Below are 24,861 nucleotides of genomic sequence, written 5' to 3'. Positions count from 1 at the left end.
TCACCGTGCTGGCGGGGAAATCTAGCCCATCACGAGGCGGTCTGTGACGCCGGGTCGGTCATGTCGGACTCGTGGCCCAGGACCTCGCCCAGCCCGGTGACCTGGAGCACCCGCCGCACCCGGCCGGTGGCCCCGGTGATCCGCAGCCATCCCCCGGCGGCCGCGGCGCGGTTGTCCCCTCGCACGAAGGCGGCGATGCCGGTGGAGTCGCAGAAGGTCAACCCACTGAGGTCGACCAGCAACCGGTGCGTCCCGGCGTCGGCCAGCCGGTCGAGCACGGCGGCCAGTTCCCCGGCGGTGCTCAGGTCGAGCTCCCCGGCGAGCCACAGGCGTGCCCCACCGTCGCGCTCGGTGTACGTGACCGTGAACGTCACCGTGTCTCCCTCGCTCCGCCGCAGGCGAACGCTTGCAGTGGGGCAAGTATAGGCGGGGAGCGCCGGGGCGCCGCGGCACGCGGTCACGCCGGCCGCCCGCGCGGTCAGGCGGCGCCGGCCGCCGGAGCCACCGAGGCCCGGGCGAGCGCGAGGAACCGCGCCGCGCGGGGGAAGTCGCGCAGGAGCCCGGCGTAGTGCCCGAGGGTCATGGCCAGCGCGGCGGCCGGCACGCCCCGGCTGGTGAGGATGCCGGCCATCCAGTCGACGAAGTCGGTGAAGAGCGTGCCGTCGTCCACGTAGAGCGCGGCGGTCAGGAAGTCCAGGATGTAGCCGAGGTCGCTGATCGTCGAATCCAGCTGGGCGGGGGTGTAGTCGCGGGTGGCCGGCATCCGCTCCCGGAGATCGGCCAGGGCGTCGTCGATCAGCTCGCCCCGCCGCTTGACCAGGCTGGCGTACTCGTCGTCGGCCAGGTGGGACAGCGCCGCCGGTGGCGTACGACGCAACGACCGCTCGTCGGCGACCAGGTCGGCCGCCGCGGGCGCGTCCGGCGCCCAGGCCACCCCGAGCCGGCGGGCCCACCGGCCGTCCACCCCGAACCCGCGCCCGCCCACCACGACGGGCACGTCCGAGCGACGGCACGCCTCGATCATGCGGTGCGCGTGCGGCAGCCGCATCGGCAGCGCGCAGGCCAGGGCGACCGCGTGCGCGTCGTGGCGGTGCAGATAGGACACCAGGTGCGCGGCGGGCACGCTGGCCCCGAGGAAGGTGACCTGCCAGCCGCGCAGCCGCAGCACCTCGGCGACCAGCCGCGGCGGCAGGGCGTGCCACTCGCCGTCCATGCACGCCACCACGACCCGCCCCCGGGTCGGCCGGGGATCGGCGTGCGCCGCGACCGCGGCCACCACCCGCTCGCTGATGTGCGTGGCCGCGTGCTCCTGCGCCACGCTCCACTCGTTGCGCGCCCAGCGCTCCCCCACCTCGGCCTGCGCCGGGGCGACCAGGTCGAGCAGCACCCGCTCGGCCGGCACCCCCGCGTCGAGCAGGCCCCGCGCGACCTCGATCGCCGCGTACTCGTCGGCCTCCTGGAGGCAGTGCAGGTATGACGGGAAGGCCGCCGCCGGGTCGGCCTCGGTGGTCGCGGCGGTCACGGTCGGGTCTCCCTCGGCTCGGGTACGGAATGCAAGTGCCGGGTCGGCCGGGCGCCCGGGCCGACCGCGCGCAGGGCCAGCACCGCGATGTCGTCGTGGTCGCCCTGGGCGAGCCAGTCGCAGGTGATCTGTTCGACCCGTTCGGCGAGCGCCGGCGCGGGCATCCGGTGGCAGCCGGTGAGCGCGGTGACCAACCGCTCGGTGCCGAACTGCTCGTCGCCGCGCCGGCCGCCGCGCGCCTCGGTCACCCCGTCGCTGTAGAGCAGGCAGGTCTCCCCCGGCGCCAGCCGGACGGTGACCTCGCCGATGCGCGGGTCGGGCACCACCCCGATCAGCATCCCGGAGAGCGCCACCGGCTCCACCGTGCCGGCGGCGCGCAGCACCAGCGGCGGCAGGTGCCCGCCGCCGGCCATGGTCAGGGTGAGACCGCCGTCGCGGTGCGGGCGGACCACGCCGAGCACGATGGTGGCGAAGCGGCCCTGGCCGTGCGCCTGGGTGGTCTCCAGCAGGGCGTCGTTGAGCAGCTTGAGCAGCCGGGCGGGCTGCGACTCCACCCGGTGCAGCGCCTGCAGGCACTGGCGCAGCTGACCGGTGAACACCGCCGCTTCCACGCCCTTGCCGGAGACGTCGCCGAGGAAGAAGACCGAACCGCCGTCGGTCAACCGGTGCGAGCCGTAGAAGTCGCCGCCGATGCGCAGCCCCGCCTGGGCCGGCCGGTAGGCGGTGCCCCACTGCACACCGGCCGCCTCGGCCGGCTCCACCGGCAGCAGGCTGGCCTGCAGGGTGTCGGCCACCTCGGCCTGGTCGCGGTAGAGCAGCGCGGTGGTCAGCGCCGCCCCGGCCCGGGCCGCGAACGCGCGCACGAGGTCGAGGTCGTCCTCCGCGTACCACCGGGTGGCCCGGCGGGCGACCAGCAGCACCCCGGCCGGAGCCTCCCGGCCGGGCAGCGGCACCACCCGGGCGGTGGTCTCGGCGGCGGCCAGGCCGGGCAGCCAGCCGGCCCCGGCGGCCTGCTCGACCAGCCAGTCGACGGCGTGCGGTTCGGCGCCGTCGAGCCCGTCGGCGATCGCCGCCGGCAGGTCGGCGGCGGCCAGCACCCCGCTGTCGACGGTGTGCCCCTCGTCGTCGGCCCGGGTCGCCCGCCACCAGCGGGCCCGGCCGGAGCGGGGCGCGAGCACCAGCACCGCGACCTCGGCGAGGGTGGGCACGGCGAGCCGGACCACCGCCGCGGCGGCCCGGTCCGGGTGCAGCGGGTTGCCGAGCTTGTCGCCGACGACGGCGAGGAAGGCCGAGCGGGCCCGCTCGGCGAGCAGCGCGTCGGCGCGGACGACGCTCTCGGTGACGTCCTCGACGTACCAGCAGCGGCGGGCGCCGGAGAGCGGCACCAGGCGGGTGCGCAGCCGGCGGCCGTGGTGGGTGAACTCGCCGGCGGCGGTCAGCCCCGGCAGGCCGGCGGCGGACAGCGGCTCGTCCGGCGTCACCTCGGGCAGCAGCCGCTCGGCCACCGGGCTGACGTGCCGGACCACGCCGCGGGCGTCGCAGACGACGAACCCTTCCCGGACATGCGCGACGACCTCGGACCAGTCGACCGGGCCCGGCGCGCGGTCCCGGGCCGGTATCGGCGGTGTGCCGGCGGGCCGCACCGGCGCCCGTGCGGTGCCCGGCGTAGAGATCCGACCGTCGCCCGGGTCCGAGCCCCTGACGTCGGTGGAAGTCACCAGTTGAGCCCCACTCTCGTCATCGGCACGCCGCGCCGCGCCGCGGACCGGCGTCCCTGGTCAGGTCCGTGCACCCCACCCTACGCCGGTCCGCCGGCAGCGCCACCCCACGCGTCTCCGGGGCCTGCCCGCGCGCCCGCACGGCCCCCCGGCTTGCCATCGGACGGGCGGCTGGGAACATGGGGGGATGGCCGCCCAGCTGTTGACCATCGAGGTGGACCGGCTCGACGCCGGGCGGGCCCGGCTGCGGCTGGCCGGCGAACTCGACTTCGACACCGCCCCGGAGCTGCTCGCCACGGCGGCCGAGCTGCGCCGGGACGGCTACCAGGATTTCGTGATCGACCTGGGTGGGGTGGCGCTCTGCGACTCGTCGGGGCTGAGCGCGCTCGTGGTGGTGCACCGCAGCGGCACCGGGCCGGTCCGGCTGACCGGGCTCGGGCCCCAGCTCCGGCAGCTGCTGGACCGCACCGGCCTGACCGAGCTGCTGGGCGTGGAGCGCCCGTCCGACGGCGGGATGCGCGCCGCCGGCTGAGGGCTCATGCCCGCTCCCCGGTCACCCACACGGGACCGCGGGTCAACCGGCACGAAACGGACGGGGGGTGGCCCCCGACCCTGGGACCAGGGGTCGGGGGCCGGAGGATGGCTCAGGGCGCCGCGACCGGCTGCAACCGTGGCCCGGTCGTGCCGCGGCGGGGCGCCGCGGGCGGCTCGGCGTCGTCCGGTGGGCCGGAATCGGGCGTCTGGAAGAGATAGCGGACGAACTCCCCACCCGCCTCGTTGTCGTCCGCTCCGGGCCACTGCCCGATGCAGTCCACCCCGACCACCTCACGGCCGGTGCCGTCGGCCTCCTCGAGCAACGCCCAGAGGCTCACCGGGTAGCAACGGGTGTCCTCGGGCGAGAGCCGCCAGCGGGCGTACCAGCCGGGTCGGGCGGGCACGATCTCGACGATCCTCTTCATGACGACCTTCCCTTCCGCGTACCTCGGAAGTTTCCCGGTCCGCCCCGATCGTCGGCGGCGCCCGGGTGACCGTCCCTCACCCCGGCGGGATGAAGCTGCCACCGGCCGGCTCCGGCGGCGCCGGCCCGACCCGGGGCGTCCGTTTCGGTCGCGGCGACGGCGGGAAGGCGGCCGGACGGAAGCGAGGGAACACCAGCGGAAGCGAGGTGTCACCATGCGCAAGCAGATGGAGGGCGACAACCAGCGCCGCCGGGCCCTGGCCCGACAGGCCCGCGAGCGCGGGCTGCGGGCCGGCGACGTCGGCGCGAGCCTCAGCGGCTCCAAGCAGCTCACCAAGCTGGACCGGGGTAAGCGTGCCGGCCCGCCGCCGGCCGGCAGCCGGCACAAGCCGGACGCGACGAGGGGCGGCCCGGCGCCGCCGCCGGCGGGCATTCCGGAGAACCCGCGGCCGCGCGCGGAACCGGGCATGGGCACGCCGGCCGAGGCCACGATCGGCTACCACCAGCTGGTCGAGGACGTCGCTCGCCGCACCGGGGCGGACTTCCGGACCGCGAAGGTCGGCGCCGAGGCGACCGTGCTGGTCCTGGCCTGGGCGTTGGGCGAGGCGGACCGACGGCGGCTGCTCACGACGGTGCCGGCCAAGCTGCACGACGTCGTCCCGGTGGACGGCATCGAGCGCCACCAGGACCTGTCCGGGTTCCTGGCCGAGGTGGGCCGGATCAGCGGGAGCACCCCGGAACAGGCGCGCTACCAGGCGGAGGCGACCGTGGCGGCGCTGGCCGACCAGGACGGCGACCTGGTCGAGTCGCTGCACGTACCGGAGGGGCTGCGTGCCCTGCTGACGCCGGGGGCGCCCGGCGGCGGCCTGGTGGGCTCGGTCACCAGCACGCCCACGCTCGGCGACGCCGAGGTGCGTGCGGCGCTGGACGACCTGCCGTACTGGTCGGGTGACACCACCTCGCTGTCGCGCACCATCGCCCTGCCGGCGGACAACCTGAAGCGGGTGCTCGACCGGCTGGACCAGCTCCGGGACGAGACCGGACGCGGGCCGCAGATCGGCCGGGTGGACCCGACCACGGCGGTGGTGACCGTTCGGTCCCGGCAGGCCCGCGCGGTGACGGCGCTGGACGTCGACCTCGCCCACGCCGTCGACGCCGCGATCGACGAGGTGGGCGCCGGGATGAACTTCGGCTGACCACCCGCCGGGCCGGCGGGAGCACCCCGCCGGCCCGTCCGCGACGCCGTCCGCGGGCGTCGACTAGCGTTGCCCGCCATGGACCGCGCCGCCGACCGGTTGGAACTGGTCGCCGACCCGGCCCGCCCCGGCGGGCGGATGCTGCTCGCCGCCGGCGTCGAGCAGTCGTACGTGGACGTCGCCGACTCGCGCCACCTGCACTTCGAGTACGTGCGGCGGATGGCCGCCGGGGCGGACCTGGCGGCGCCGGCCGGCCGGCCGCTGGACGTGCTGCACCTCGGGGGCGGGGCGCTGACCCTCCCCCGCTACCTGGCCGCGACCCGGCCCGGCTCGGCGCAACTGGTCGTCGAGCGGGACCGCGCGGTGGTCGAGCTGGTGACCCGGGAGCTGCCGGCGCCACCGCCGGAGGTGGAGATCCGGGTCGCCGACGCCCGCGAGGCGGTGGCCGACGCGCCGTCCGGGCGGTACGACCTGGTGCTGGCCGACATCTACCGGGCGGCCCGGATGCCCGGGCACGTCACCACCGTGGAGTTCGCCGCCGAGGTGGCCCGCACCCTGCGCCCGGAGGGCATCTACCTGGTCAACGTGACCGACCTGCCGCCGCTGGTCTTCGCCCGGGTCCAGGTGGCCACCCTGCGGGCCGCGTTCGCCGACGTCTGTCTGGTCGCCGACCGGCGGATGCTGCGCGGCCGGCGTTACGGCAACCTGGTGCTCGCCGCCGCCCGGCGGCCGGGGCGGCTGCCGGTGGGCCGGCTGGCGGCTGTCACCGCCCCTGATCCGGTGCCCGGCGGCGTGCTGCACGGCGCGGCCCTGGACGCGTTCGTGGCCGGTGCCCGCCCGGTCACCGACGCCTCTCTCGCCGCCCGCTGACCGTGCCCGCCTCCGTGGCGGCGAACCGGAAGGCCCTCAGCGGGCGCGCACCGCAACCTCGGGCGAGGTGCTCTCCAGCGGCACGGCGTTCGCCGGTACCAGGCCGAGTTGGACCGCCGGGCGGGGCAGCGTCGCGTCGAGCACCCAGTCGGCGCCGACGCGGGTCCGGTTACCGGGCATGGCCAGCAGGTGGTAGCCGCGGGTGACCACCTTGCCGGGCAGACCGCCCAGGTGGACCTTCAGCGGGTTCGCCGCCGCGTCCTTGCCGCCCAGGTCGACCACCCAGCCCAGCTCGTAGTGCTTGTACGGCTTGCGGCGCCCCTGCCCGTACGAGGCGGCGATGTTGTGCGCGACCAGCTTGCCCTGCCGCTGGGCGTGCTGTGCCGTCATGGTGCAGATCTGCCCGGGGTGGGTCAGGTCGGGCACCGCGGCGGCGTCGCCGCAGGCGTACACCTCGGGGAAGCCGGGGACGGTGAGGTACTCGTCGGTCACCAGCCGGCCCTTCTCGGTGCGCAGGCCGAGTTCGGCCACGAACGGGTCGGGGCGTACCCCGACGCACCAGACCAGCGTGCAGGTCGGCACGTAGTCGCCGTCGGTCAGCCTGACCCCGTCCGCGGTGGCCTCGGCGACCGAGGTGCCCATCCGCACGTCGACGCCGCGCCGGTCGAGCACCCGCTGCGCGGTGTCCGACATCCGCTTGTCCAGCTCCGGCAGCACCCGGGAAGCGATGTCGAGCAGCAGCCACCTGGGGCGGATCTTGAGCCGGGGACGCTGGGCGACCAGCGCGTCGGTGAAGAGCTGGCCGTGCGCGGCCACCTCGGTGCCGGTGTAGCCGGCGCCGACCACCACGAAGGTGGCGCGGGCCCGCTGCTCGGCCGGGTCCTCGGCCTGCTCGGCCAGTTCGATCTGGCGGACCACGTGGTCGTGCAGGTACACCGCCTCGGGCAGGCCGCGGAAGCCGTGCGCGTACTCGGTCACCCCGGGGATCGGCAGCAGCTTGTTGACGCTGCCCACGGCGAGCACCAGCCGGTCGTACGCAAGCCGGTTGCGGTCCCCTTCCGCCTGGGTGAAGCCGACCCAGCGGTTCTGCAGGTCGACGTGGTCAGCCTCGCCGATGACCACCCGCACCCCGTCGAGCGTGCCGGTGAGCGGCACCGCGATCCGGGTCGGCTCCACCACGCCGGCGGCCACCTCGGGCAGCAGCGGCAGGTAGAGGAAGTAGTCCGTGGAGTTCAGCACCACGATCTCGGCCCGGTTCTTGGCCAGCTTGCTCAACGTCTTCGCCGCGTGGTAACCGGCGAACCCGGCCCCCACGATCACCACACGAGGTTTCGTCATTCCGGCCCCGTTCCCGTCGTAGGCGCGGACAAACGTGGCGCTTCGGACACTCAGCCGGGGATCAACCGGACAGGTCGGCCCGCTCAGCACGGCGAAGAAGTTCGGGCCGGGTTCGGGCGGCATGGCACGCTGGTCGCCGCTCTCCGGGAGGACGGCCAGGCCGGCGTGGGATCGGCGGACGTCGGACGCCCGGCAGCCATGCGTCTCACCGTAGGAGCGGCGGTCACCGCCCGTCATCACCCGCTCCGAGTGATGACGGGCGAAACATCCACGGGCAGCGATATGGACAAACACCGCCGTCGATGGCGAGGATGCGGTGATGGGATCCCACGACACCGCCGGCGACCGACCCACGAGGTCCACCCGGCGCACCTTCCTGTCCGCCTCCGCCGCCGCCACCGCCGCCACCGTCGCCGTACCCCTGCTCGCCGAGCCGGCCGCCGCGCACGACGCGCCGCCGGCGGGGCCCGGCCGACCGGTCCGGCCGCAGTCTCCCGACCGGGAGCTGCGCGACCTGCTCCGCCAGGTGGACCAGCGGCGGATCGAGGACATCGTCCGCCGGCTGGCGGCGTTCGGCACCCGGCACACCCTCTCCAGCCAGGACGACCCGGCGCGCGGCATCGGCGCCGCCCGCGACTGGATCTACGACCGGATGCGCGAGTACGCCGCCGCCTCCGGCGGCCGGATGACCGTCGAACTCCAGTCGTACGTCCAGGAACCGGCCTCCCGGATCCCGGTGCCCACCCGGATCACCAACGTGGTGGCGACGCTGCGCGGGGAGACGTCGCCGAACCGGACGTACGTGGTCACCGGCCACTACGACTCCCGGGCGACCGACGTGATGGACGCGGTCAGCGACGCACCGGGCGCCGACGACGACGCCTCCGGGGTGGCCGTGGTGATGGAACTGGCCCGGCTGATGGCCACCCGGCGTACCGGCGCGACCATCGTCTTCGCCGCGGTCGCCGGCGAGGAGCAGGGGCTGTACGGCTCGGCGTACCTGGCCCGGCAGCTGAAGGCGGCCGGCGCCGACATACAGGGGATGTTCAGCAACGACATCATCGGCAGCAGCACGGCCGACGACGGCACCCGCGACCCGCACAGCGTGCGGCTCTTCGCCGAGGGGGTGCCGACGGCGGAGACGCCGGCCGAGGCGGCCACCCGGCAGTCGGTCGGCGGCGAGAACGACTCGCCCTCGCGGCAGCTGGCCCGGTTCGTCGCCGACACCGCCGAGAACGCCGCCACCAGCATGCGGGTCCGGGTGATCTACCGGCGCGACCGCTACCTGCGCGGCAGCGACCACATCTCGTTCCTGCGCGAGGGGTGGCCGGCCGGCCGGTTCACCGAGCCGAACGAGGACTTCGCCCACCAGCACCAGGACGTCCGGGTGGTCGACGGCCGGCAGTTCGGCGACCTGCCCGAGTTCTGCGACTTCGCGTACATCACCCGGGTGGGCCGGGTCAACGGCGCCGCGCTCTGGTCGCTGGCCCGCGCCCCGGGTACGCCGAAGAACGTGGTGATCGTGACGACGAACCTGACCAACGACACCACCCTGCGCTGGACCCGCGGCACCGAACCGGACCTGGCCGGCTACGAGGTGGTGTGGCGGGAGACCACCGCCGCCGAGTGGCAGCGGGTGATCCCGGTCGGCGACGTCACCGAGGTGACCATCGACCTGTCCAAGGACAACGTCTTCTTCGGCGTCCGGGCGGTGGGCCGCGACGGTCACCGCAGCCGGGTGGCGTTCCCCCGCCCGGGCAGCTGAGCCGGTTCACCCGGATCGGGTGGGGTGACCTCGCCCGGTGACGGCGGACCATGGTCGCTGGTCCCATCCGAGCTGATGACGGAGGCACCGTGATGAGCATGCCGATGTCCAACGACCAGCGGCAGCCGATCTACCTGCGGCAGAGCGGGCGCACGCACCTCACGCCGCGACAGCGGCGGCGGGTCGAGCACAAGCAGGGACGGTTCGAACGGCTGACCATGCAACGCACCGACGCGCGTGGCCCCGGGCGCTGAGCCGTCCGCCGGTGCCGGTCGCCTTCGTGGGCGGCCGGCATCGGCCTATCCGGCCGCCGGCGCGGTGATCGCCCAGCGCTCGTGGTCGCGCCAGGCCCCGTCAATGAACAGGTAGTCCGGTGAGTAGCCCTCCAGCCGGAAGCCGAGCTTGCGGGCCAGCCGCCGGGACGGCTCGTTCCCCGGCTGGATGTTCGCCTCCAGCCGGTGCAGGCGCAGCACGGTGAAGGCGTGCTCGATCACCAGCCCGACGCCGGCCGAGGCGTGCCCGGTGCCGCTGTACGGCAGGAAGGCCGCGTAGCCGAGGTAGCCGCCGCGCAGCGCGCCGAGCAGGATCCCGCTGATGTTCACGTAGCCGGCGATCTCCCCGCTGGAACGGTCGCAGATCAGGTAGCCGGAGTGGTCCCGCCGGCGGATCTTGGCGAGGTACCCGGCGTACGCGGCCGGGTCGTCGGGCGCGGCGAGCCAGGGGTGGTGCAGTTCCCGGCTGCGCCGCGCGCCCGCGATGAACTCGGCCTCGTCGGCGGGGCGCGGCCGGCGGATGCCGGCCGGGCCGGCGGTGCGCAGATATCTCACGGCCGACAACTGTGGCCGCCGCGGCGGGCGGCGTCCAGCGGGTTACCCGGCTCGCGTGCCGGTTTGTGCCGGGCGTCACCGTGGCAGGTAGGCCGGGTAGCACGGCTGGGCCGGTGGCAGGTGCGGCCAGCGGCGGCGCAGGCTCCTGCCGGCCTCGTCCAGCCACCCGGTCAGGGCCGGCAACGACCCGGCGGCGGCACCCGCGTCGACGGCCACCCCGAGGGTGTCGAGCAGTTGACCGAGACGGGAGAAGCCCATCGGGTGTGGCGGGTCGGCGGCGAGCAGCTTCGGCAGCCGGGCCAGCCGGACGACCGCCCAGGCCGCGGTCGCGGCGGCCATCCCTGCCGCCCAGGTCGGGTCGTCGGGCGGACCGCCCGACGCGTCCCGGTAGGCGCGCTCGACGCGGCGGCCCACCTCGGCCGGCACCCGCGACCAGCACGGTGCGCCGTAGAACGGCAGCCGCAGGTGCGCCGCCTCGACGAAGGGCGACTGGAAACGGGCCGCCTCGAAGTCCAGCAGGCGGGCGCCGCGCGGGCCCAGCCGGCAGTTCTGCGGAGCGAGGTCACCGGTGGCGAGCACCGCCGGCGAGTCCGGTTCGGTCAGCGAGGTGGCGAGCCGCGCAACGTCGCCGTCGGCGGCGCCCGCCGGGGGCAACGGGCCGTCCGCGCCGGCCAGCGCGGTCACCGCCGACCACCAGCCGGCGAACGGCGTCCCGGCCAGGACGCTCCGGTCGTGGTCGGCCGGCGCCGACCGGCCCGCGCCGGCGAGCCGGTCCCGGAAGGCCTCCGCGCGCTCGCGGGTGGCCGCATGCAGCCGGCCGGCGGCCTGGGCCAGCGCGACGAAACCCCGGGTCGCCGCGTCCGGGTCCGTGCCGACCAGGAGGTCCTCCAGCCCCGGGCCGGCACCGAGGTCCTCCAGCACCAGCAAGCCGAGCCGGTCGTCGTGGGCGATCAGCCGGGGCCCGACGGCGCAACCGACCTCGGCCAAGAACTGCAGGGCGACCCGTTCCCGCACCGGGTCCCCGGGCCGGGCCCGGTCCGGGCGCCCGGTCTTCACCACCACCGAACGCACGTCCCACCCCGGTGGGCCGTGCACCGGCAGCCGCAGCAGCCAGGGGTACGCCGCCCGGTCGGCCGACCAGCCGGCGGCCGCCGGGGTGGCCGCCCCGACCCGCACCGGGCCGCCGGCGACCCGGCCGAGCAGGTCACCGACCACCGTGGTGAGCTGCACGGGCATTCGCCGAACCTACCGGCCGCGCCGGTGCTCGGGTGGCCCGGACGCCGGACGTCGCGGGCAGCGGCGGAGCGGCCGGGCGGTCAGAGCGGGCCGGGGTGCGGCTGGTCCAACGGCATCGGCACCTGGAGGTAGGTGCTGCCGCGCAGGTCCAGCCAGGCCCGGTCGGGCGAGCGGACCATGCGCAGCATCACCGCGGAGCAGTTGGGGCACCGCCCGACCAGGCCGGGGGCGTGCGAGTAGACCTGCAGCCCGGCGATCGGGCCGACCAGCCCGCAGTGCTCGCATCGGCCGGTGGCGGTGCTCAGGTCGACGGCGAACAGCTCGCGCAGCGGGCCGTCGAGCATGTTGCCATCCAGGTAGGACATCTCGGTCATGGTGCCTCCTCGACGCTCAGCCGGTGGGGCCGAATCGTTCGGTCTTCACCCGCCGGCTCTGGTGCCCCAGCCCGACCAGCAGGTCCGCCACGGTCTCCACGAACCCGGTGGGACCGCAGACGTAGCAGAGCGGTTCCAGGTCCGGCGGCCAGCCGTGGCTGTTCACGTCGGCCAGCCCGATCCGGTGCGGCTCGCCCCGCCACCCCTCGGGAGCCTGCCGGGTGTAGACGTACGCCACGTCGAGGCCGAAGTCGTCGCGGGTCCGGCGGCGCAACTCGTCGGCGTAGATCACGTCGGCGGGGGTGCGCACCGAGTAGAGCAGCCGGAACGGCGCCCGGTTGCCGGCCGCCCGGCGAGCCCGGATCATCGCCATCAACGGCACCACGCCGGACCCGCCGCCGACCAGCAGCACCGGCGCGGTCTGCGCCGGCCGCCAGACGAACCAGCCGCCGACCGGGCCGCGCACCTCGACCGGGTCACCCTCGGCGTACGTGTCGATCAGGTACGGCGACACCTCACCGTCGGGCACCCGCTGCACGGTGACCTCGATCCGCGGCCCACCGGGGCCGTCCACCGTCGGCCCGGCCACCGAGTACGACCGCGCCGTCTGGTAGCCGTCCTCGGCGGTGAGCCGCAGGTCGAGGTGTTGCCCGGGCACGTGCCCCGGCCAGTCGGGCACCTCCAGCACCAGGGTGTGCGCGGTCGGCGTCTCCACCCGGCGCTCGACGAGCCGGGCCACCCGCCAGCGCAGCGGCCCGGTCAATCGCCCTGGTACCGCTGCTCACGCCACGGGTCCCCGTAGTCGTGGTAGCCGGCGGTCTCCCAGAATCCGGGCTCGTCGGTGTGGGTCAGCCGGATGCCGTGCACCCACTTGGCCGACTTCCAGAAGTACAGGTGCGGCACCAGCAGCCGGGCCGGCCCGCCGTGCTCGGCGGGCAGCGGGTCGTCCTCGAAGGTGTGCGCCACCCAGGCCCGCCCGTCGAGCAGGTCCTCGAGCGGCATGTTGGTGGTGTAGCCGCCGTACGAGTGGGCCTGCACGTAGTCCGCGGCGGTGTCGACGCCGTCGAGCAGCGTGTCCAGCGAGACGCCCCGCCAGGTGGTGTCCCGCTTGGACCAGCGGGTGACGCAGTGGATGTCCACCGTCGGCGTCTCCTGGGGCAGCGCCATCAGCTCGTCCCAGGTCCAGCGGAACTCCGCCCCCGTCTCGGTGGTGATGACGAACTCCCAGGTGTCCAGCGGCACCCGCGGCGTCGGCCCGGCGGAGAGCACCGGAAAGTCCTGCGTCAGGTATTGACCCGGCGGCAGGGCCGGCTCCGCCGAGCGGGGCCGACCCTGAAAGCCTGGTGACACGATTCCCACCCGTCATTCGTACCACCCCTGCTGCGGCGGTGGGTGCGGTCGGCCGCGGCGGACCGGGCTGGGTGATCCCCGGCGCGGCGGTCAGCGCCGGTCGGCGAGGACCTCCTTCCGCCCCGGGGTCGTGGCGCGGGTGGCGCGCAGGCTGGTGATGGTGACCACCACCAGCACGGCGATGATCACGCCCAGCGAGGCCAGGGTGGGGATCTCCGGCACGCCCTTCCAGATGCCGTGCGCCCAGTGCAGGCCGAGCTTGACGCCGATGAAGGCCAGGATGACGGCCAGGCCGTAGCTGAGGTGGACCAGCCGGCTCAGCGCGGCGTGCAGCACGAAGTAGAGCGCCCGCAGGCCGAGCAGGGCGAACGCGTTGGTGGCGAAGACCAGGTACGGATCCTCGGTGATGCCGTAGACGGCCGGCACCGAGTCGACCGCGAAGACCACGTCGGTGGCGAGCACCGCGACCACCACGAGCGCGAGCGGGGTGAGCGTCCGCCGGCCCTGCTCGCGCACGGTCATCCGGGTGCCGTGGTACTCGTCGGTCACCGGCATGAACTTCCGCAGCAGCCGCACCGACCGCATCTTGTTGATGTCCACCTCCTGCTCGTGCCCGGAGAGGGCGTCGCGCAGGAGCTTGACCGCGGTGACGATCAGGATGACCGCGAAGAGCAGGAAGGCGAAGTCGAGCGTCTGCAGGGCTGCCGCGCCGAGGGCGATGAAGACCGCCCGGAGCACCAGCGCGCCGGCGATGCCGTAGAGCAGGACCCGCTGGGCGAGCACCGCGGGCACCGCGAACGCGGCCAGCAGCAGCATGAAGACGAAGAGGTTGTCGACCGAGAGCGACTTCTCCACCAGGTAACCGGTGAGATACTCGACGCCCTGCTGGGAGCCGTAGCGGGACCAGATCCAGGCGCCGAAGGCCAGCGGGAGGGCGATGTAGAAGGCCGACCAGCCCAGCGCCTCGCGCAGCGACACCTCGTGCGGGCGGCGGGTGACCAGGAAGTCGAGCACCAGCAGCGCGAGCACGCCGGCGATCGTGACGCCCCAGAGGGTGGGAGTGCCGACCGACTGGATCTCGGTGGCAGCAAGGTATGACAATTCGGTCATGGAGCCTCCTCGAACACCGTGACATGTTCGAGGTCTCCTTCACCCACCGTTCGCGGGCAACCACCCGAGGCGCGCTCCGGGGCGCGCCGTACTGACCGGAATGGTTCTGGGAAGTACTCCCCTCGTGGCGACAAGGTTAGGCCAGGCTCAATCCGCCCGCCAAACGACACCCCCGCGCGCCGGTCAGCGGGCGGTGACCGCGGCGAGGACGCGGCCGACGTCCAGGTCGGCCATGCAGGCCGGCCCGGCGGCGTCGAGCGGGCAGCGTGCCTGCCACCAGCAGGGCTGTTCGGTGATCGCGGTGGGCCGCCGGTACGGGCACCCCGGCAGGCCCTGCAGGTCGGCGCCGCCGATGCCGTACCGCCGGGCGTCGGTGGGGCCGAAGAGGGCGACCGTGGCGGCGCCGGCGGCCGCCGCGAGCCGCACCGGGCCGGTGTCCGGGCCGACCACCACCCCGCCGCGCCGGGCGACGGCGGCGAGCTGCCCGGCCAGGGTGGGCAGGTCGGTGGGGGGCAGCGGGACGCCGGGCGGATCGTCGGCGTCCACCGGGCCGACGGTCAGCACCGGGTGCCCGCGCCGGGTCAGCTCGCCGGCCAGCCTCCGCCAGTGCCGGTCCGGCCAGCGCTTCACCGCCATGCCGGCGTCGGTGACCAGCACCACCGGTGGCGCGGGCGGATCACCGACCAGCCTGCCGACGACCCGCTCCCCGGCGGCCCGGGCGCGGGCGGGGACGTGCACCCGGGGCCGGGCGGCGCGGTCGGCGGCGTCCAGCAGCCCTTCGGCGTGCAGGATCTCCAGGTAGCGGTCGCCGACCGGCTGGTCCGGCGGGGGCTGGCGCCACAGGTTCGTCACCACCCGGGTCGCGGCCGCCGCGAGCAGTTCCGGGATGCCGTCGTAGCGGGTGGTGCTGACCGCAAGGTCCGGCCGGCGTTCGGCGAGCGCCTCGACCACCGCGTCGCGCTCCGCTCCCGGCCGGCCGTGCCGCGGGGTGCGCACCTCGGCCACCGCCGGGTCGGCGCGGACCAGGTCCGCCCCCGGGTAGTGCGTAAGCACCCGCACCCGGGCGCCCGGGTGGCGGCGGGCCAGGCCGTGCACCGCCGGCAGCAGCATCAGCAGGTCGCCGATCCCGCCGAGCAGGTCGACCACCAGGATGTCCGCGTACCGGTCAGGCACCGGCCCGCTCCAGCGTGCGCCGGTAGAGGTCGCGGTGCGCGGCGGCCACCCGGGGCCAGGAGTACGCGGCGGCGAAGGCCCGCCCGCGTTCGGCGAGCCGCCGGCGCAGCACCGGGTCGGCGAGCAGCTTGCCGACGGTACGGGCGACGGCGGCGGCGTCCCGGCGCTCCCGGATGACCGCCACCGCCCCGCTGCGGGCCAGTTCGTCGTCGCCGGCCTCGGGCAGCGTCACCGCGGTCGGCAGCCCGTGGGCGAGCGCGGCGAGCAGCGCCCCGCTCTTCGTACCCACCCCCGCGGTGAACGGCAGCACCGCCACGTCGCCGGCGTGCAGCGCGGCGGATACCCGCTCGGCGGGCAGGGGGCCGGTGAAGGTCACCGCGTCGGCGACCCCGTGCCGGCGGGCCAGGGCGGTCAGCTCCGCGTGGAACGCGCGCGCCTCGGCCTCCGGCAGCGCCTGGGAGGTGAACCCGCCCACCACCAGCAGCCGCAGGTCCGAGTGCGCCCGGCGCAGCTCCGGCAGCGCCTCGATCAGGTACCGCACCCCCTTGACCGGGTGCACGAAGCCGAAGAACACCAGCACCGGCGCGCCCTCGGGCAGGCCCAGCTCGGCGCGCAGCCGGTGCCCGGCGGTGGACGCGCCCAGCTGGTCGGTGACGTTCGGGGCGATCGGGATGTGCACGGCGTCCCGCCCGGTGCGGGACCGCAGCACCGCCGCGTGGCCGGGGTTGGTGACGATCACCGCCGCGCTGGCCGGCACCAGCCGGCCGGACTCCCGGTCCCAGCGCCGGGTGCGCTCCACCGCCGACCAGAGCCGTCCCGGCAGCCAGCCGGGGCAGGCCCACGAGCCGTATTCGTGCAGGGTGGTGACCAGCGGGACGGTCCGCCGCAGCCGCAGCGGCAACAGGCCCGGGTGCCCGGAGAACCGGTACGCCGAGGGGGCGAACTGCACGTGCACGAGGTTCGGCGCCAGCCGGCGCGCCTCGCGGGCGGCCCGGGCGGTGGCGCCCGCCCAGCCGTCGCCGTCCGGCCGGACCGGCACGGCGGTGACCTCGACCCCGACCCGGTCCAGCGCCGCCAGCAGGTGGCGCACGTAGTCGCTCACCCCGTCGCGCTCCGGCGGTCCCGGGCCGTGCAGCATGGCCACCCTGATCCGGTCCTCGACCACGCCACCTCCCCGCCTAGGACCGCCGGGCGGATTCCCGGCCCCTTACGGCGCAAACCCGTCAGCGCCTATCGTGGCCCGATGACCGAGGACGTCCCGGCCGGCCCGCTGGCCGGCGTACGGGTGGTGGAGCTGGCCGGCATCGGTCCTGGCCCGTTCGCCGCGATGATGCTCGCCGACCTGGGTGCCGACGTGGTCCGGGTGGACCGGGTCTCCGACGTGGACCCGGCCGCCTTCGGCACCCCGCACCCGGATCTGCTCAACCGGGGCCGCCGCTCGATCGCTGTCGACCTGAAGTCGGCGGGCGGCCGGGAGGTGGTGCTCGCCCTGGTGGCCGGCGCGGACGCGCTGATCGAGGGCTTCCGGCCGGGGGTGACCGAGCGGCTTGGCGTCGGGCCGGCGCACTGCCTCGCGGCCAACCCGCGACTGGTCTACGGGCGGATGACCGGTTGGGGGCAGGACGGGCCGATCGCCCCGTACGCCGGGCACGACATCGGCTACCTGGCGCTGACCGGGGCGCTGCACGGCATCGGGCGGGCCGGCGAGCGCCCGGTGCCGCCGATGAACCTGCTCGGCGACTTCGGCGGCGGCGGGATGATGCTGGCCCTCGGCCTGGTCGCCGCCCTGTACGCGGTGCGTGGCGGCGCCACCGGCCAGGTGGTCGACGCGGCCATCGTGGACGGTGTGGCGGTGCTCAGCACGCAGATCCACGCGCTGCGGCAGCTCGGCATGTGGCAGGACCCGCGCGGGGTCAACCTGCTCGACGGTGGCGCGCCCTTCTACGACACGTACGAGTGCGCCGACGGCAGGCACCTGGCCGTCGGCGCGCTGGAGCCGCGCTTCTACGACGAGCTGGTCCGGCGCACCGGCTTCCCGCTGTACCCGGACGAGGCGCTGGACCGTACCGACCCGGCGAACTGGCCGGCGCTGCGGGCGGCCTGGGCGCGGCTGTTCCGCACCCGTACCCGGGACGAGTGGACGGCGCTGCTCAGCGCCTCCGACGCCTGCGTGGCGCCGGTGCTGGACTGGCGGGAGGCGCCGGAGCACCCGCACCTGGCCGCCCGGCGCACCTTCGTCGAGCGGGACGGGGTGACCCAGCCCGCGCCGGCGCCCCGGTTCTCCGGCACCCCGACGGCACTGCGCCGACCCCCGCCGCAGCCCGGTGAACACACCGACGAACTGCTGGCCGAGGCGGGCTTCGACGCGCTCCGGATCGCCGACCTCCGGGCGGCCGGCGCGATCGCCTGACCGGCGGCGCGGGGGCGGTCAGGAGCGGCGCAGCGTCGCGCCGGGGGCCATCGCCGGCTCGACGATGTCCCGGAAGTCGCGCGGCAGTTGGGTGGCCACGTCGTCGAACTCGCCGCCGGTGATGGCCTCGCGCAGGGTGACGAAGACCGCCCGCGCGCCGCTCCGGGCGGCCGGTTCGTCCACCCCGGCGCGCAGCGCGACCCGGGCGACGAACTCCGCGGCGCCGAACCGGTCCGCCGACTCGGTCCGCGGGCTGGGCTTGAGCACCACCTGCAGCGGCTTGGGCAGCTGGGCGGCCAGGTCCAGCACCTCCCCGCCGGTCAGCCGCTCGGCCAGCGTCTCCAGGGTGGCCCGGGTCAGCTCGACGGCCTGCTCCGACGAGGTCCGGGTGCGCTGGGCGACCTGGTCGACGAAGGTGTCGTAGTTCATGGCGTGCTCCCTCGGTACGTCGGCGCTGCGGGTACCCGTGGGTCCGGCCGGGAAACGGCGCCCGGATTTCCGGCCGCTCGGCGCGTGAGGGCCGCCCGGGCGGGTAACCGCCGCCGGTCGTGACCGGATCGATGCCCGAGGAGCCGACACCATGGCGAGTTACGCCGACGTCCTGCAGTACCTCTCGAGCCTGGACTATCCGGCCGAGAAGGACGACGTGGTACGCGAGGCCGAACGGGAGGGCGCCCCGCCGGAGGTGTTGAAGGCCCTGCGCGCCCTTCCGCCGGTGGATTACGCCAACGGCAACGAGGTGGCCCGCTCCGCCGGCATCGACGCCGCCCCCGAGTTGAGCCCGTCCCAGCGGGCGGCGCAGGCACGCGAGCGGCACACGCGGGTCTCGCAGCACCTGCGCGGCATCTGACCCGCGGTGCGCGCGCCCGGGCCGGCGCCGGCCGCGCACCCGGTCCCGCGACCGGGTGACCGGTAGCGGTGTCCCGGCCGCCGTCCCACCCGCCGGCGGGGCACACCCCGGTGGCGGTCCAGCTTGCCGTGATGGGCGTGGTCGGGCTGGTGGCCGGCGGGCTCACCGCGGCGCTGGCCCCACCGAAGGTGGCTGCGCTGGTCGGCTGGGACGCCGCCGCGCTCAGCTGGCTGGTCCTGGTCTGGCACAAGGTCTGGCTGCTGAACGCCGAAGAAACGGCCCGGATGGCCTTACGCGAGGACCCGAACCGGGCGGTCCGCGACGCGCTGCTCCTCGTCGCCTGCGTGATCAGCCTGTTCGCGATCGGTTTCGTGGTGACCACCGCGCACGGCGCGCCGACTCCGGCCGCCCGAAACCTCTACAGCGCACTGGGCGTGCTCAGCGTGCTGCTGTCCTGGCTGATGGTGCACACCGTCTTCGCCGCCCGGTACGCCCGGCTCTACTACACAAGCCCGCACGGCGGGGTGAACTTCAACCAGCCCGATCCGCCCTGCTACTCGGACTTCGCCTACCTGGCGTTCACCATCGGAGCCACCTTCCAGGTCTCCGACACCAACCTGACCAGCATGGACATGCGCCGCGCGGTGCTGCGGCACTCCATGCTGTCCTACCTGTTCGGGGCGTTCATCTTCGCGGTGACGGTGAACCTGGTGGCCGGCCTCGCGCCCTGAGAGGGGCGCAGGCCACGAACGGCACTCTCGGAGGACCGCGCACAGGCGGGCGCCCCGTGTCACGAACCGCGACCGGGGCGCCCCACAAAACACCACACCTGGCGGCGAGCCGGACCCGAACCGGGTCGCGACCGCCAGGCGGTGACGTACGCCCGAACCGGGCGGGCATCACTGCCGCGATCATCATACGATAGGGATCATCCAAACGGTCAGAAAACGCGGAACTGTGGGCCAGTCCACTCCCGCCAGATCAGCCGGTCAGCTCCGCGTACCGGTGCTCCAGGTCGACCCGGGCCAGCGCGCCGACCAGCCAGGCGAGCCGTTCCGACTCGCCACTGCCGGCGAGCCCGGCCAGGTCGTCGGCGGAGCGCCCGAGTCCGAGTTTGCGGGCCGCGACGAGCGCCCGCCGGTCGGCCACCGGCGCCACCTCCCGCCACAGCGCCTGGGCCTCCCGCAGGAACAGGTCGACCACCTGGTCGTCCACTCCGGGCAGGTCGGTGAGGAGCTTCCGCTCGCGGGCCGGGTCGTGGTGGGCCACCGCGCGCAGCCGGCGCAGGTCGCCCCGGTAACGGTCCACCACGGTCTGGGCGAGGTCGCCGAGGACGGTGGCCAGCGCGTCCACGTCGCCCCGCTGGCCGGTCTCGCGTAGCACCCGGACCCGGTCGGCGTGCAGCGAGCGGGCCAGCCGGGCGGCGCTGTCCCAACCACTCTCGGGCAGCGCGCGGGCGCTGTCCAGGGCCCGCCGGAAGTCGCCCCGGCGGGCCAGCAGGACGGACAGACAGAGCAGCTGGAACAGGTTCGACGGGTTGTTGATGACCCGGAAGCCGTACTGCTCGGCGAACCCGCGCCCACTGCCGGCGAGCCGGCGTACCAGGCGCTTCTTGTCCTCGATGCTGGAAATGGCACTGGTCGGCATGCCCGCGACTACCCGCGCCGCCGCCGGCCACGCCTGCCGGACCGGATCAGCCGCGGACCCCGCCACTGCGGTCGCGGGCCTTGAGCCGGGTGGTGGGCAGCGCGGGCGCGGGCAGCGGCGGCGCCGGGTCGTCGGCGACGACGCCGAAGCGGCGCCCGGCCATCCAGTCCTCCCGGGCCGCGGCGACCTCCTCGTGCGAGCGGCCGACGAAGTTCCACCACATCACCAGCGGCTCCTCGAAGGGCGTACCGCCGAGCAGCAGCAGCTGGCTGCCCGGCTCGCCGCGCAGGGTGAGCCGGTCCCGGCCGGTGCCGAGGTAGAGCAGCGCGCCGGGAGCGACCGACACCCCGTCCACCTCGGCGGAGCCGGACATGGCCAGCAGGCCGTACTCGAAGTCGGGCCGCAGCGGCAGCGCGGCCGGCGCCGGACCGCGCGGCTCGAGCTGCGCGCCGAGCAGCGGGGTGTGCACCACGGCCGGGGAGCGCTCCCCGGCCAGCTCGCCGACCAGCAGGGTGACGTCCAGCTCGCCCTCCGGCCAGCGGGGCAGCTCGGCGTGGTGGGCGAAGTCGGGGTCGCCGGCCCGGGCCGGGTCGGGCAGCGCCACCCAGAGCTGCACGCCGTGCATGAGCGGCGGGTGCGCCGCGGGCGAGCGCTCGGAGTGCGCGATGCCGTGCCCGGAGGTCATCACGTTCAGCTGGCCGGGCCGGATCGGCTGGACGCTGCCCAGGCTGTCCCGGTGCAGGATCTCCCCGTCCAGCAGCCAGGTGACCGTCTGCAGCCCGGTGTGCGGGTGCGGCGGGACCTCCATGCCCGGCCGCTCGGCGACGTCGTCCGGCCCGAAGTGGTCGACGAAGCACCACGCTCCGACCATCCGCCGCTGCCGCTGCGGCAGCAGGCGACGGACCGTGGTGTAGCGGCCCAGCGGGACGTCGTGGCCGGGCAGCAGCACACTGCCGGGATCCACCGTGGCCACGCCCGGAGGTCGGGTCTGCGCCGGCATCGATTCGGTACGTTCCACCGCCCCGACTGTACGCGCACGCCCCCCGGCGCGGGCCTGGACCTCGAGGCGCACCCGGCCGCCATCCGCCGCGGCCGCCTCGACGACTACGTACGGCACGTGCCGCACGCGGTCGCGGTCTCCGGTCGTACCGTCCGGGAGGTGCCGTGCGACCTGGCCCTGCCGTGCGCCACCCAGAACGAGATCGGCGGCGCGGAGGCCGCGGCGCTGGTCGCCGGCGGGTGCGTCGCGGTGGTGGAGGGGGCGAACATGCCGACCACGCCGGAGGCGGTGCGCATCCTCGGCCGGGCCGGGGTGCGGTTCGCGCCCGGCAAGGCGGCCAACGCCGGCGGAGTGGCGGTGAGCGCCCTGGAGATGCAGCAGAACGCCAGCCGGGACTCGTGGACGTTCGCCCGGTCGGACAGCGGCTGCGGGAGACCATACGGGACATCCACGCCCGCTGCTGGGCCACCGCCGAGGAGTACGGGCTGCCCGGCGACTACGTGGCCGGCGCGAACATCAACGGCTTCCGCCGGGTGGCGGAGACGATGCTGGCACACGGCGTGGTCTGACCGAGCGGTCAGGCAGCCATTGACGTCGGTGGAACGACGGGCCTAGGTTCAGGGCACTACCGGCCGGTAGGCACCCGCCCCGCCGCCACCGTCCCGGGCGGCACCGTCCGAGGGGGAGCAACGATGCCGCCCGCACCCGCCCGTCTCGCCTGCCGCCTGCTGGCCGCCGGCGTCGCCCTGATCCTCGCGGCCGGGGTCGTCGGCGCCGCGCCGGCCACCGCCGCCGACCGCCACTCCGACGGCAGCCAGCCGCTGCCCGGCTACACGATCAGCAACCCGCCGCTGGAGCCGCTGGTGGTGGGCGGCGAGCCGACCACCGTCCGGCGGGGGGTGCACCGGCACGCCGGCTACATCATCGAGGTGCCCGCGCGCTGGAACGGCGACCTGGTGCTGTGGGCGCACGGCTACCGCGGCCAGCAGAACGTGCTCTCCCCCGAGCCGCCCGGCTTCGGCCTGCGGCAACGCCTGCTCGAGCAGGGGTACGCCTGGGCGTCCTCGTCGTACGACCGCAACGGTTTCGACATCCGCTCCGGAGTGCTCGGCACCAAGGACCTGGCCACCCACTTCGGCCGGCTGGTGAAGCGTCCGCACCGGACCTACCTGGCCGGGGTGTCGATGGGCGGCTACGTCATCGCCCGCTCGCTGGAGCAGTACCCGGGCTTCTACGACGGGGCGCTGCCGATGTGCGGGGTGCTCGGCGACCAGACGCTGCTCGACTTCTTCCTCGACTACAACCTGGTCGCCCAGGCCCTCGCGGGGGTGCGCGCGTACCCGACCCCGGCCGACTACCTGACCAACGCGGTGCCCCGGATCCAGCTGACGCTCGGCCTGGCCGGGCTCACCCCGACCGGCCCGGACACCACCAACGAGCTCGGCAAGCAGCTACGGGCCATCACGGTCAACCGCTCCGGCGGCCCGCGGCCGGGCGCCGATGCGTCGTTCGCGGTCTGGAAGGACTTCCTCTTCGCCATCAGCACCACCAGCGGCGGCGACTCCCCCGCCCAGCGGCCCGGGCAGCTCGCCACCAACCTGTTCACCCGCTACACGCCGAACTCGCCGGTGGACGTGAACGCCGCGGTGCAGCGCGTCGCGCCGGAGAACCTGCGGCAGCGGCTCTCCCCGACCCTCACCGAGGTGCCGCGGATCACCGGCCGCCCCACCGCGCCGGTGGTCAGCCTGCACGACCTCGGCGACCTGTTCGTGCCCTTCTCGATGGAGCAGGCGTACGCGCGGGACGTGGCGAAGCACGGCCGCGGCAGGCTGGTCGTGCAGCGCGCCATCCGGGCCGCGCAGCACTGCGAGTTCACCCCGGCCGAGGCCGGCGCCGCCTGGGACGACCTGGTGTCCTGGGTACGCCACGGCAAGCGGCCCGCCGGCGACAACGTGACCGATCCGGCGGTGGTCGCCGCGGCCGACTACGGCTGCCGGTTCAGCGACCGGGCCGCGTACGCCGCCGGCGTCGGCACCCGTCGCCTCTACCCGGCCTGCTGACCGGTCCGGTCAGTGCGGCGTCCGAAGCCCCGCCTCGAGCGCGCCCCGCATCCCCAGGTAGCCGAGGATCCGCTGGTGGATCCGGGCGTAGTGGGTCCGCTGCCAGGCGGGCAGGCGCGGATCCGCCATGCCCGCGGCCAGGTCGACCACCCGGGCCGCGGGCCGGTACTCCATCCAGGTCGGCAGCACGGTCACGTCGGTCACCGTCCACCGGCCGCCGGAGGTGCGGCGGAAGGTGAACTCGGGCACCACCGCGTCCTGCGTGTTCTCCGGCGAGCCGTCGCCGAACCGGGTCGTCAGGTTGCCCATCCCGTACGCGACCCACTTCGTACCGATCTTCTCGAAGGGCTGCACCACGTGCGCGTGGTGGCCGATGATCAGGTCGATCGCGGCCGAGGCCAGCAGCTCCCGGGCGAGGTCGAGCTGGTCGCCGTTCGGCTCGTTCTGGTACTCGGTGCCCCAGTGCATGGACAGGATGACGATCTCGGCACCGGCAGCGCGGGCCCGCCGGGCCTCGTCGAGGATCGCGTCCGGGTCTATCCGGTTGGCCGCCCACGGCCGGCCCGCCGGCAACTCGATGTCGTTGAAACTCAGGGTGTACGACAGCTGACCGACCTTCACCCCGGCCACGTCGAGGACGAGCGGTCGGGTGGCCTCCGCGGCGCTGCGGGCCGTGCCCGTGTGCCGGATACCGACCCGGTCCAGGTTGTCCAGCGTACGGGCGATGCCCGCCACCCCGGTGTCCAGCGAGTGGTTCGAGGCGGTGGAGCAGGTGTCGAAGCCCGCCCAGGCGGCGGCGTCGGCCAACTGCGGCGGCACGCTGAAGGCCGGCCAGCCGGTGAACGGCCCCTCCGGCTCCGCCAGCGGGGTCTCCAGGTGGCAGATGGCGAGGTCGGCGGCGCTGACCCGGGGGCGGACCGCCGCGAGCACCTGGGTGAAGTCGTGGCCGTCCCGCCCGCTGCGCCGCGCGTCGGCGGCGGCCTGGGCGGTGAGCGGCGGATGGACCAGCAGGTCACCGGCGGCCACCACGGTGAGCTCGCTCCGCGGCGTGGGGGCGGCGCTCGCGGTCGCCGGCCCGCTGCTCCCCGGCGCCAGCTGGTCGGCCTCCCGCTCGGGCGCGTCGCAGCCGACGACGAGCAGGGCAGCGAGCACAATGATCCTGACCTTTGCCTTCATGGTGGACATATTGCTGTCGGGGCGCGGCTCGGGCCGGGCAAACGCCAAAGGCTCCCTCCCCGGAGTGGGGAGGGAGCCTTTGACAGTCGTTCACGTTGTCCGCGGTGCGGTTGTCAGCTGTTCCAGTACTTGGCGACCAGGTCGGCGGCCTGCTGCTCCCACTGGGCGTAGTGGAACGGGTAGGCCGAGACCTGCACGGTCTGGGCGGCCTTGGTCAGCGGCATGTCCTGCCACCCGTCGACCTGCTTGAGACCCTTCAGGAACGCCTTGGTCGAGTACTC

General features: G+C 75.1%; 26 protein-coding genes and 1 pseudogene. 10 read left to right on the top strand and 17 right to left on the bottom strand.

Features of this window, described 5'->3' with window-relative positions; genetic code table 11:
* Positions 1–29: 29 nt before the first annotated feature.
* The 3 genes from ACVCAH_RS22975 to ACVCAH_RS22965 all read right to left on the bottom strand — a co-directional run bounded on the left by ACVCAH_RS22975 (position 30) and on the right by ACVCAH_RS22965 (position 3,240).
* Positions 30–374 (bottom strand): STAS domain-containing protein, encoded by a 345-nt coding sequence (locus ACVCAH_RS22975; protein ID WP_447138253.1) that lies wholly within the window; start codon positions 372–374, stop codon positions 30–32.
* Positions 375–478: 104 nt separating this feature from the next.
* Positions 479–1,522, bottom strand: a complete 1,044-nt coding sequence (locus ACVCAH_RS22970; protein ID WP_447138252.1) for a cobalamin B12-binding domain-containing protein — start codon at positions 1,520–1,522, stop codon at positions 479–481.
* On the bottom strand, positions 1,519–3,240 hold the full coding sequence (locus ACVCAH_RS22965; RefSeq protein WP_447138251.1) for a PP2C family protein-serine/threonine phosphatase: 1,722 nt from the start codon (positions 3,238–3,240) through the stop codon (positions 1,519–1,521). Before ACVCAH_RS22965 ends, ACVCAH_RS22970 begins: the two co-directional genes overlap by 4 nt.
* 187 nt (positions 3,241–3,427) lie before the next feature.
* Between ACVCAH_RS22965 and ACVCAH_RS22960 the strand changes: the two genes are divergently transcribed.
* The gene (locus ACVCAH_RS22960; RefSeq protein WP_447138250.1) at positions 3,428–3,772 is read left to right on the top strand and encodes an STAS domain-containing protein; all 345 of its coding nucleotides are present in this window, start codon (positions 3,428–3,430) and stop codon (positions 3,770–3,772) included.
* Positions 3,773–3,884: 112 nt separating this feature from the next.
* On the opposite strand, the gene ACVCAH_RS22955 is transcribed toward ACVCAH_RS22960, so the two are convergent.
* On the bottom strand, positions 3,885–4,199 hold the full coding sequence (locus tag ACVCAH_RS22955) for a hypothetical protein (RefSeq protein WP_447138249.1): 315 nt from the start codon (positions 4,197–4,199) through the stop codon (positions 3,885–3,887).
* Positions 4,200–4,413: 214 nt separating this feature from the next.
* Between ACVCAH_RS22955 and ACVCAH_RS22950 the strand changes: the two genes are divergently transcribed.
* Both ACVCAH_RS22950 and ACVCAH_RS22945 read left to right on the top strand, forming a co-directional pair.
* Entirely contained in the window at positions 4,414–5,394 is a 981-nt protein-coding gene (locus ACVCAH_RS22950) for a DUF2267 domain-containing protein (RefSeq protein WP_447138248.1), read from the top strand.
* Between the two features lie 78 nt (positions 5,395–5,472).
* Positions 5,473–6,264, top strand: coding sequence for a spermidine synthase (locus tag ACVCAH_RS22945; protein ID WP_447138247.1), 792 nt, complete (start codon positions 5,473–5,475; stop codon positions 6,262–6,264).
* 36 nt (positions 6,265–6,300) lie between these two features.
* On the opposite strand, the gene ACVCAH_RS22940 is transcribed toward ACVCAH_RS22945, so the two are convergent.
* Positions 6,301–7,602, bottom strand: coding sequence for an NAD(P)/FAD-dependent oxidoreductase (locus ACVCAH_RS22940; RefSeq protein ID WP_447138246.1), 1,302 nt, complete (start codon positions 7,600–7,602; stop codon positions 6,301–6,303).
* 319 nt (positions 7,603–7,921) lie between these two features.
* On the opposite strand from ACVCAH_RS22940, the gene ACVCAH_RS22935 reads away from it, so the two are divergent.
* Positions 7,922–9,367 (top strand): M20/M25/M40 family metallo-hydrolase, encoded by a 1,446-nt coding sequence (locus tag ACVCAH_RS22935; protein WP_447138245.1) that lies wholly within the window; start codon positions 7,922–7,924, stop codon positions 9,365–9,367.
* 98 nt (positions 9,368–9,465) lie between these two features.
* Positions 9,466–9,621, top strand: coding sequence for a hypothetical protein (locus ACVCAH_RS22930; RefSeq protein ID WP_447138244.1), 156 nt, complete (start codon positions 9,466–9,468; stop codon positions 9,619–9,621).
* A 45-nt stretch (positions 9,622–9,666) separates the two neighbouring features.
* On the opposite strand, the gene ACVCAH_RS22925 is transcribed toward ACVCAH_RS22930, so the two are convergent.
* The 8 genes from ACVCAH_RS22925 to ACVCAH_RS22890 form a co-directional block, all read right to left on the bottom strand.
* Positions 9,667–10,194 (bottom strand): GNAT family N-acetyltransferase, encoded by a 528-nt coding sequence (locus ACVCAH_RS22925; RefSeq protein WP_447138243.1) that lies wholly within the window; start codon positions 10,192–10,194, stop codon positions 9,667–9,669.
* A gap of 75 nt (positions 10,195–10,269) precedes the next feature.
* Positions 10,270–11,430, bottom strand: coding sequence for a hypothetical protein (locus tag ACVCAH_RS22920; RefSeq protein WP_447138242.1), 1,161 nt, complete (start codon positions 11,428–11,430; stop codon positions 10,270–10,272).
* Between the two features lie 80 nt (positions 11,431–11,510).
* The gene (locus tag ACVCAH_RS22915) at positions 11,511–11,804 is read right to left on the bottom strand and encodes a DUF6510 family protein (protein WP_447138241.1); all 294 of its coding nucleotides are present in this window, start codon (positions 11,802–11,804) and stop codon (positions 11,511–11,513) included.
* Positions 11,805–11,820: 16 nt separating this feature from the next.
* Positions 11,821–12,567, bottom strand: a complete 747-nt coding sequence (locus ACVCAH_RS22910) for a ferredoxin reductase (RefSeq protein WP_447138240.1) — start codon at positions 12,565–12,567, stop codon at positions 11,821–11,823.
* Positions 12,564–13,154, bottom strand: coding sequence for a sulfite oxidase-like oxidoreductase (locus ACVCAH_RS22905; protein ID WP_447138239.1), 591 nt, complete (start codon positions 13,152–13,154; stop codon positions 12,564–12,566). The genes ACVCAH_RS22910 and ACVCAH_RS22905 overlap by 4 nt, the downstream gene beginning before the upstream one ends.
* A 90-nt stretch (positions 13,155–13,244) precedes the next feature.
* The gene (locus ACVCAH_RS22900; RefSeq protein ID WP_447138238.1) at positions 13,245–14,264 is read right to left on the bottom strand and encodes a TerC family protein; all 1,020 of its coding nucleotides are present in this window, start codon (positions 14,262–14,264) and stop codon (positions 13,245–13,247) included.
* 183 nt (positions 14,265–14,447) lie between these two features.
* Positions 14,448–15,437, bottom strand: coding sequence for a glycosyltransferase family 9 protein (locus tag ACVCAH_RS22895; RefSeq protein WP_447138237.1), 990 nt, complete (start codon positions 15,435–15,437; stop codon positions 14,448–14,450).
* Positions 15,430–16,602, bottom strand: a complete 1,173-nt coding sequence (locus ACVCAH_RS22890) for a glycosyltransferase family 4 protein (RefSeq protein ID WP_447138236.1) — start codon at positions 16,600–16,602, stop codon at positions 15,430–15,432. Before ACVCAH_RS22890 ends, ACVCAH_RS22895 begins: the two co-directional genes overlap by 8 nt.
* Positions 16,603–16,680: 78 nt before the next feature.
* Between ACVCAH_RS22890 and ACVCAH_RS22885 the strand changes: the two genes are divergently transcribed.
* Positions 16,681–17,847 (top strand): CaiB/BaiF CoA transferase family protein, encoded by a 1,167-nt coding sequence (locus tag ACVCAH_RS22885; protein ID WP_447138235.1) that lies wholly within the window; start codon positions 16,681–16,683, stop codon positions 17,845–17,847.
* Positions 17,848–17,865: 18 nt separating this feature from the next.
* Here ACVCAH_RS22885 and ACVCAH_RS22880 read toward each other — a convergent pair whose 3' ends face one another.
* A complete protein-coding gene (locus ACVCAH_RS22880; RefSeq protein ID WP_447138234.1) occupies positions 17,866–18,276 on the bottom strand; it encodes a DUF2267 domain-containing protein in 411 nt (136 codons plus the stop codon).
* Between the two features lie 151 nt (positions 18,277–18,427).
* On the opposite strand from ACVCAH_RS22880, the gene ACVCAH_RS22875 reads away from it, so the two are divergent.
* Both ACVCAH_RS22875 and ACVCAH_RS22870 read left to right on the top strand, forming a co-directional pair.
* Entirely contained in the window at positions 18,428–18,697 is a 270-nt protein-coding gene (locus ACVCAH_RS22875; RefSeq protein WP_447138233.1) for a DUF2795 domain-containing protein, read from the top strand.
* A gap of 110 nt (positions 18,698–18,807) precedes the next feature.
* On the top strand, positions 18,808–19,428 hold the full coding sequence (locus tag ACVCAH_RS22870) for a DUF1345 domain-containing protein (RefSeq protein WP_447138232.1): 621 nt from the start codon (positions 18,808–18,810) through the stop codon (positions 19,426–19,428).
* A gap of 250 nt (positions 19,429–19,678) precedes the next feature.
* On the opposite strand, the gene ACVCAH_RS22865 is transcribed toward ACVCAH_RS22870, so the two are convergent.
* Positions 19,679–20,344, bottom strand: a complete 666-nt coding sequence (locus tag ACVCAH_RS22865) for a hypothetical protein (RefSeq protein ID WP_447138231.1) — start codon at positions 20,342–20,344, stop codon at positions 19,679–19,681.
* Positions 20,345–20,390: 46 nt separating this feature from the next.
* Positions 20,391–21,362 carry a pirin family protein gene (locus ACVCAH_RS22860; RefSeq protein WP_447138230.1) on the bottom strand — a complete coding sequence of 324 codons (972 nt, stop codon included), beginning with the start codon at positions 21,360–21,362 and terminating at the stop codon, positions 20,391–20,393.
* Here ACVCAH_RS22860 and ACVCAH_RS22855 point away from each other — a divergent pair.
* Positions 21,276–21,913 (top strand): annotated as a pseudogene (locus ACVCAH_RS22855) (hypothetical protein). The gene ACVCAH_RS22860 and the pseudogene ACVCAH_RS22855 overlap by 87 nt on opposite strands.
* Before the next feature lie 123 nt (positions 21,914–22,036).
* Positions 22,037–23,404 (top strand): alpha/beta hydrolase family protein, encoded by a 1,368-nt coding sequence (locus ACVCAH_RS22850; protein ID WP_447138229.1) that lies wholly within the window; start codon positions 22,037–22,039, stop codon positions 23,402–23,404.
* A 9-nt stretch (positions 23,405–23,413) separates the two neighbouring features.
* Here the strand turns inward: ACVCAH_RS22850 and ACVCAH_RS22845 are convergent, their stop codons facing one another.
* Positions 23,414–24,580: a CapA family protein gene (locus ACVCAH_RS22845; protein ID WP_447138228.1), complete on the bottom strand. Its 1,167-nt coding sequence runs from the start codon at positions 24,578–24,580 to the stop codon at positions 23,414–23,416.
* Positions 24,581–24,861: the final 281 nt, after the last annotated feature.

This window comes from Micromonospora sp. LZ34 (genome assembly GCF_052981855.1).
Note: the sequence above shows the minus strand (reverse complement) of the source record. Positions and strands in the feature narration are given on the sequence as shown.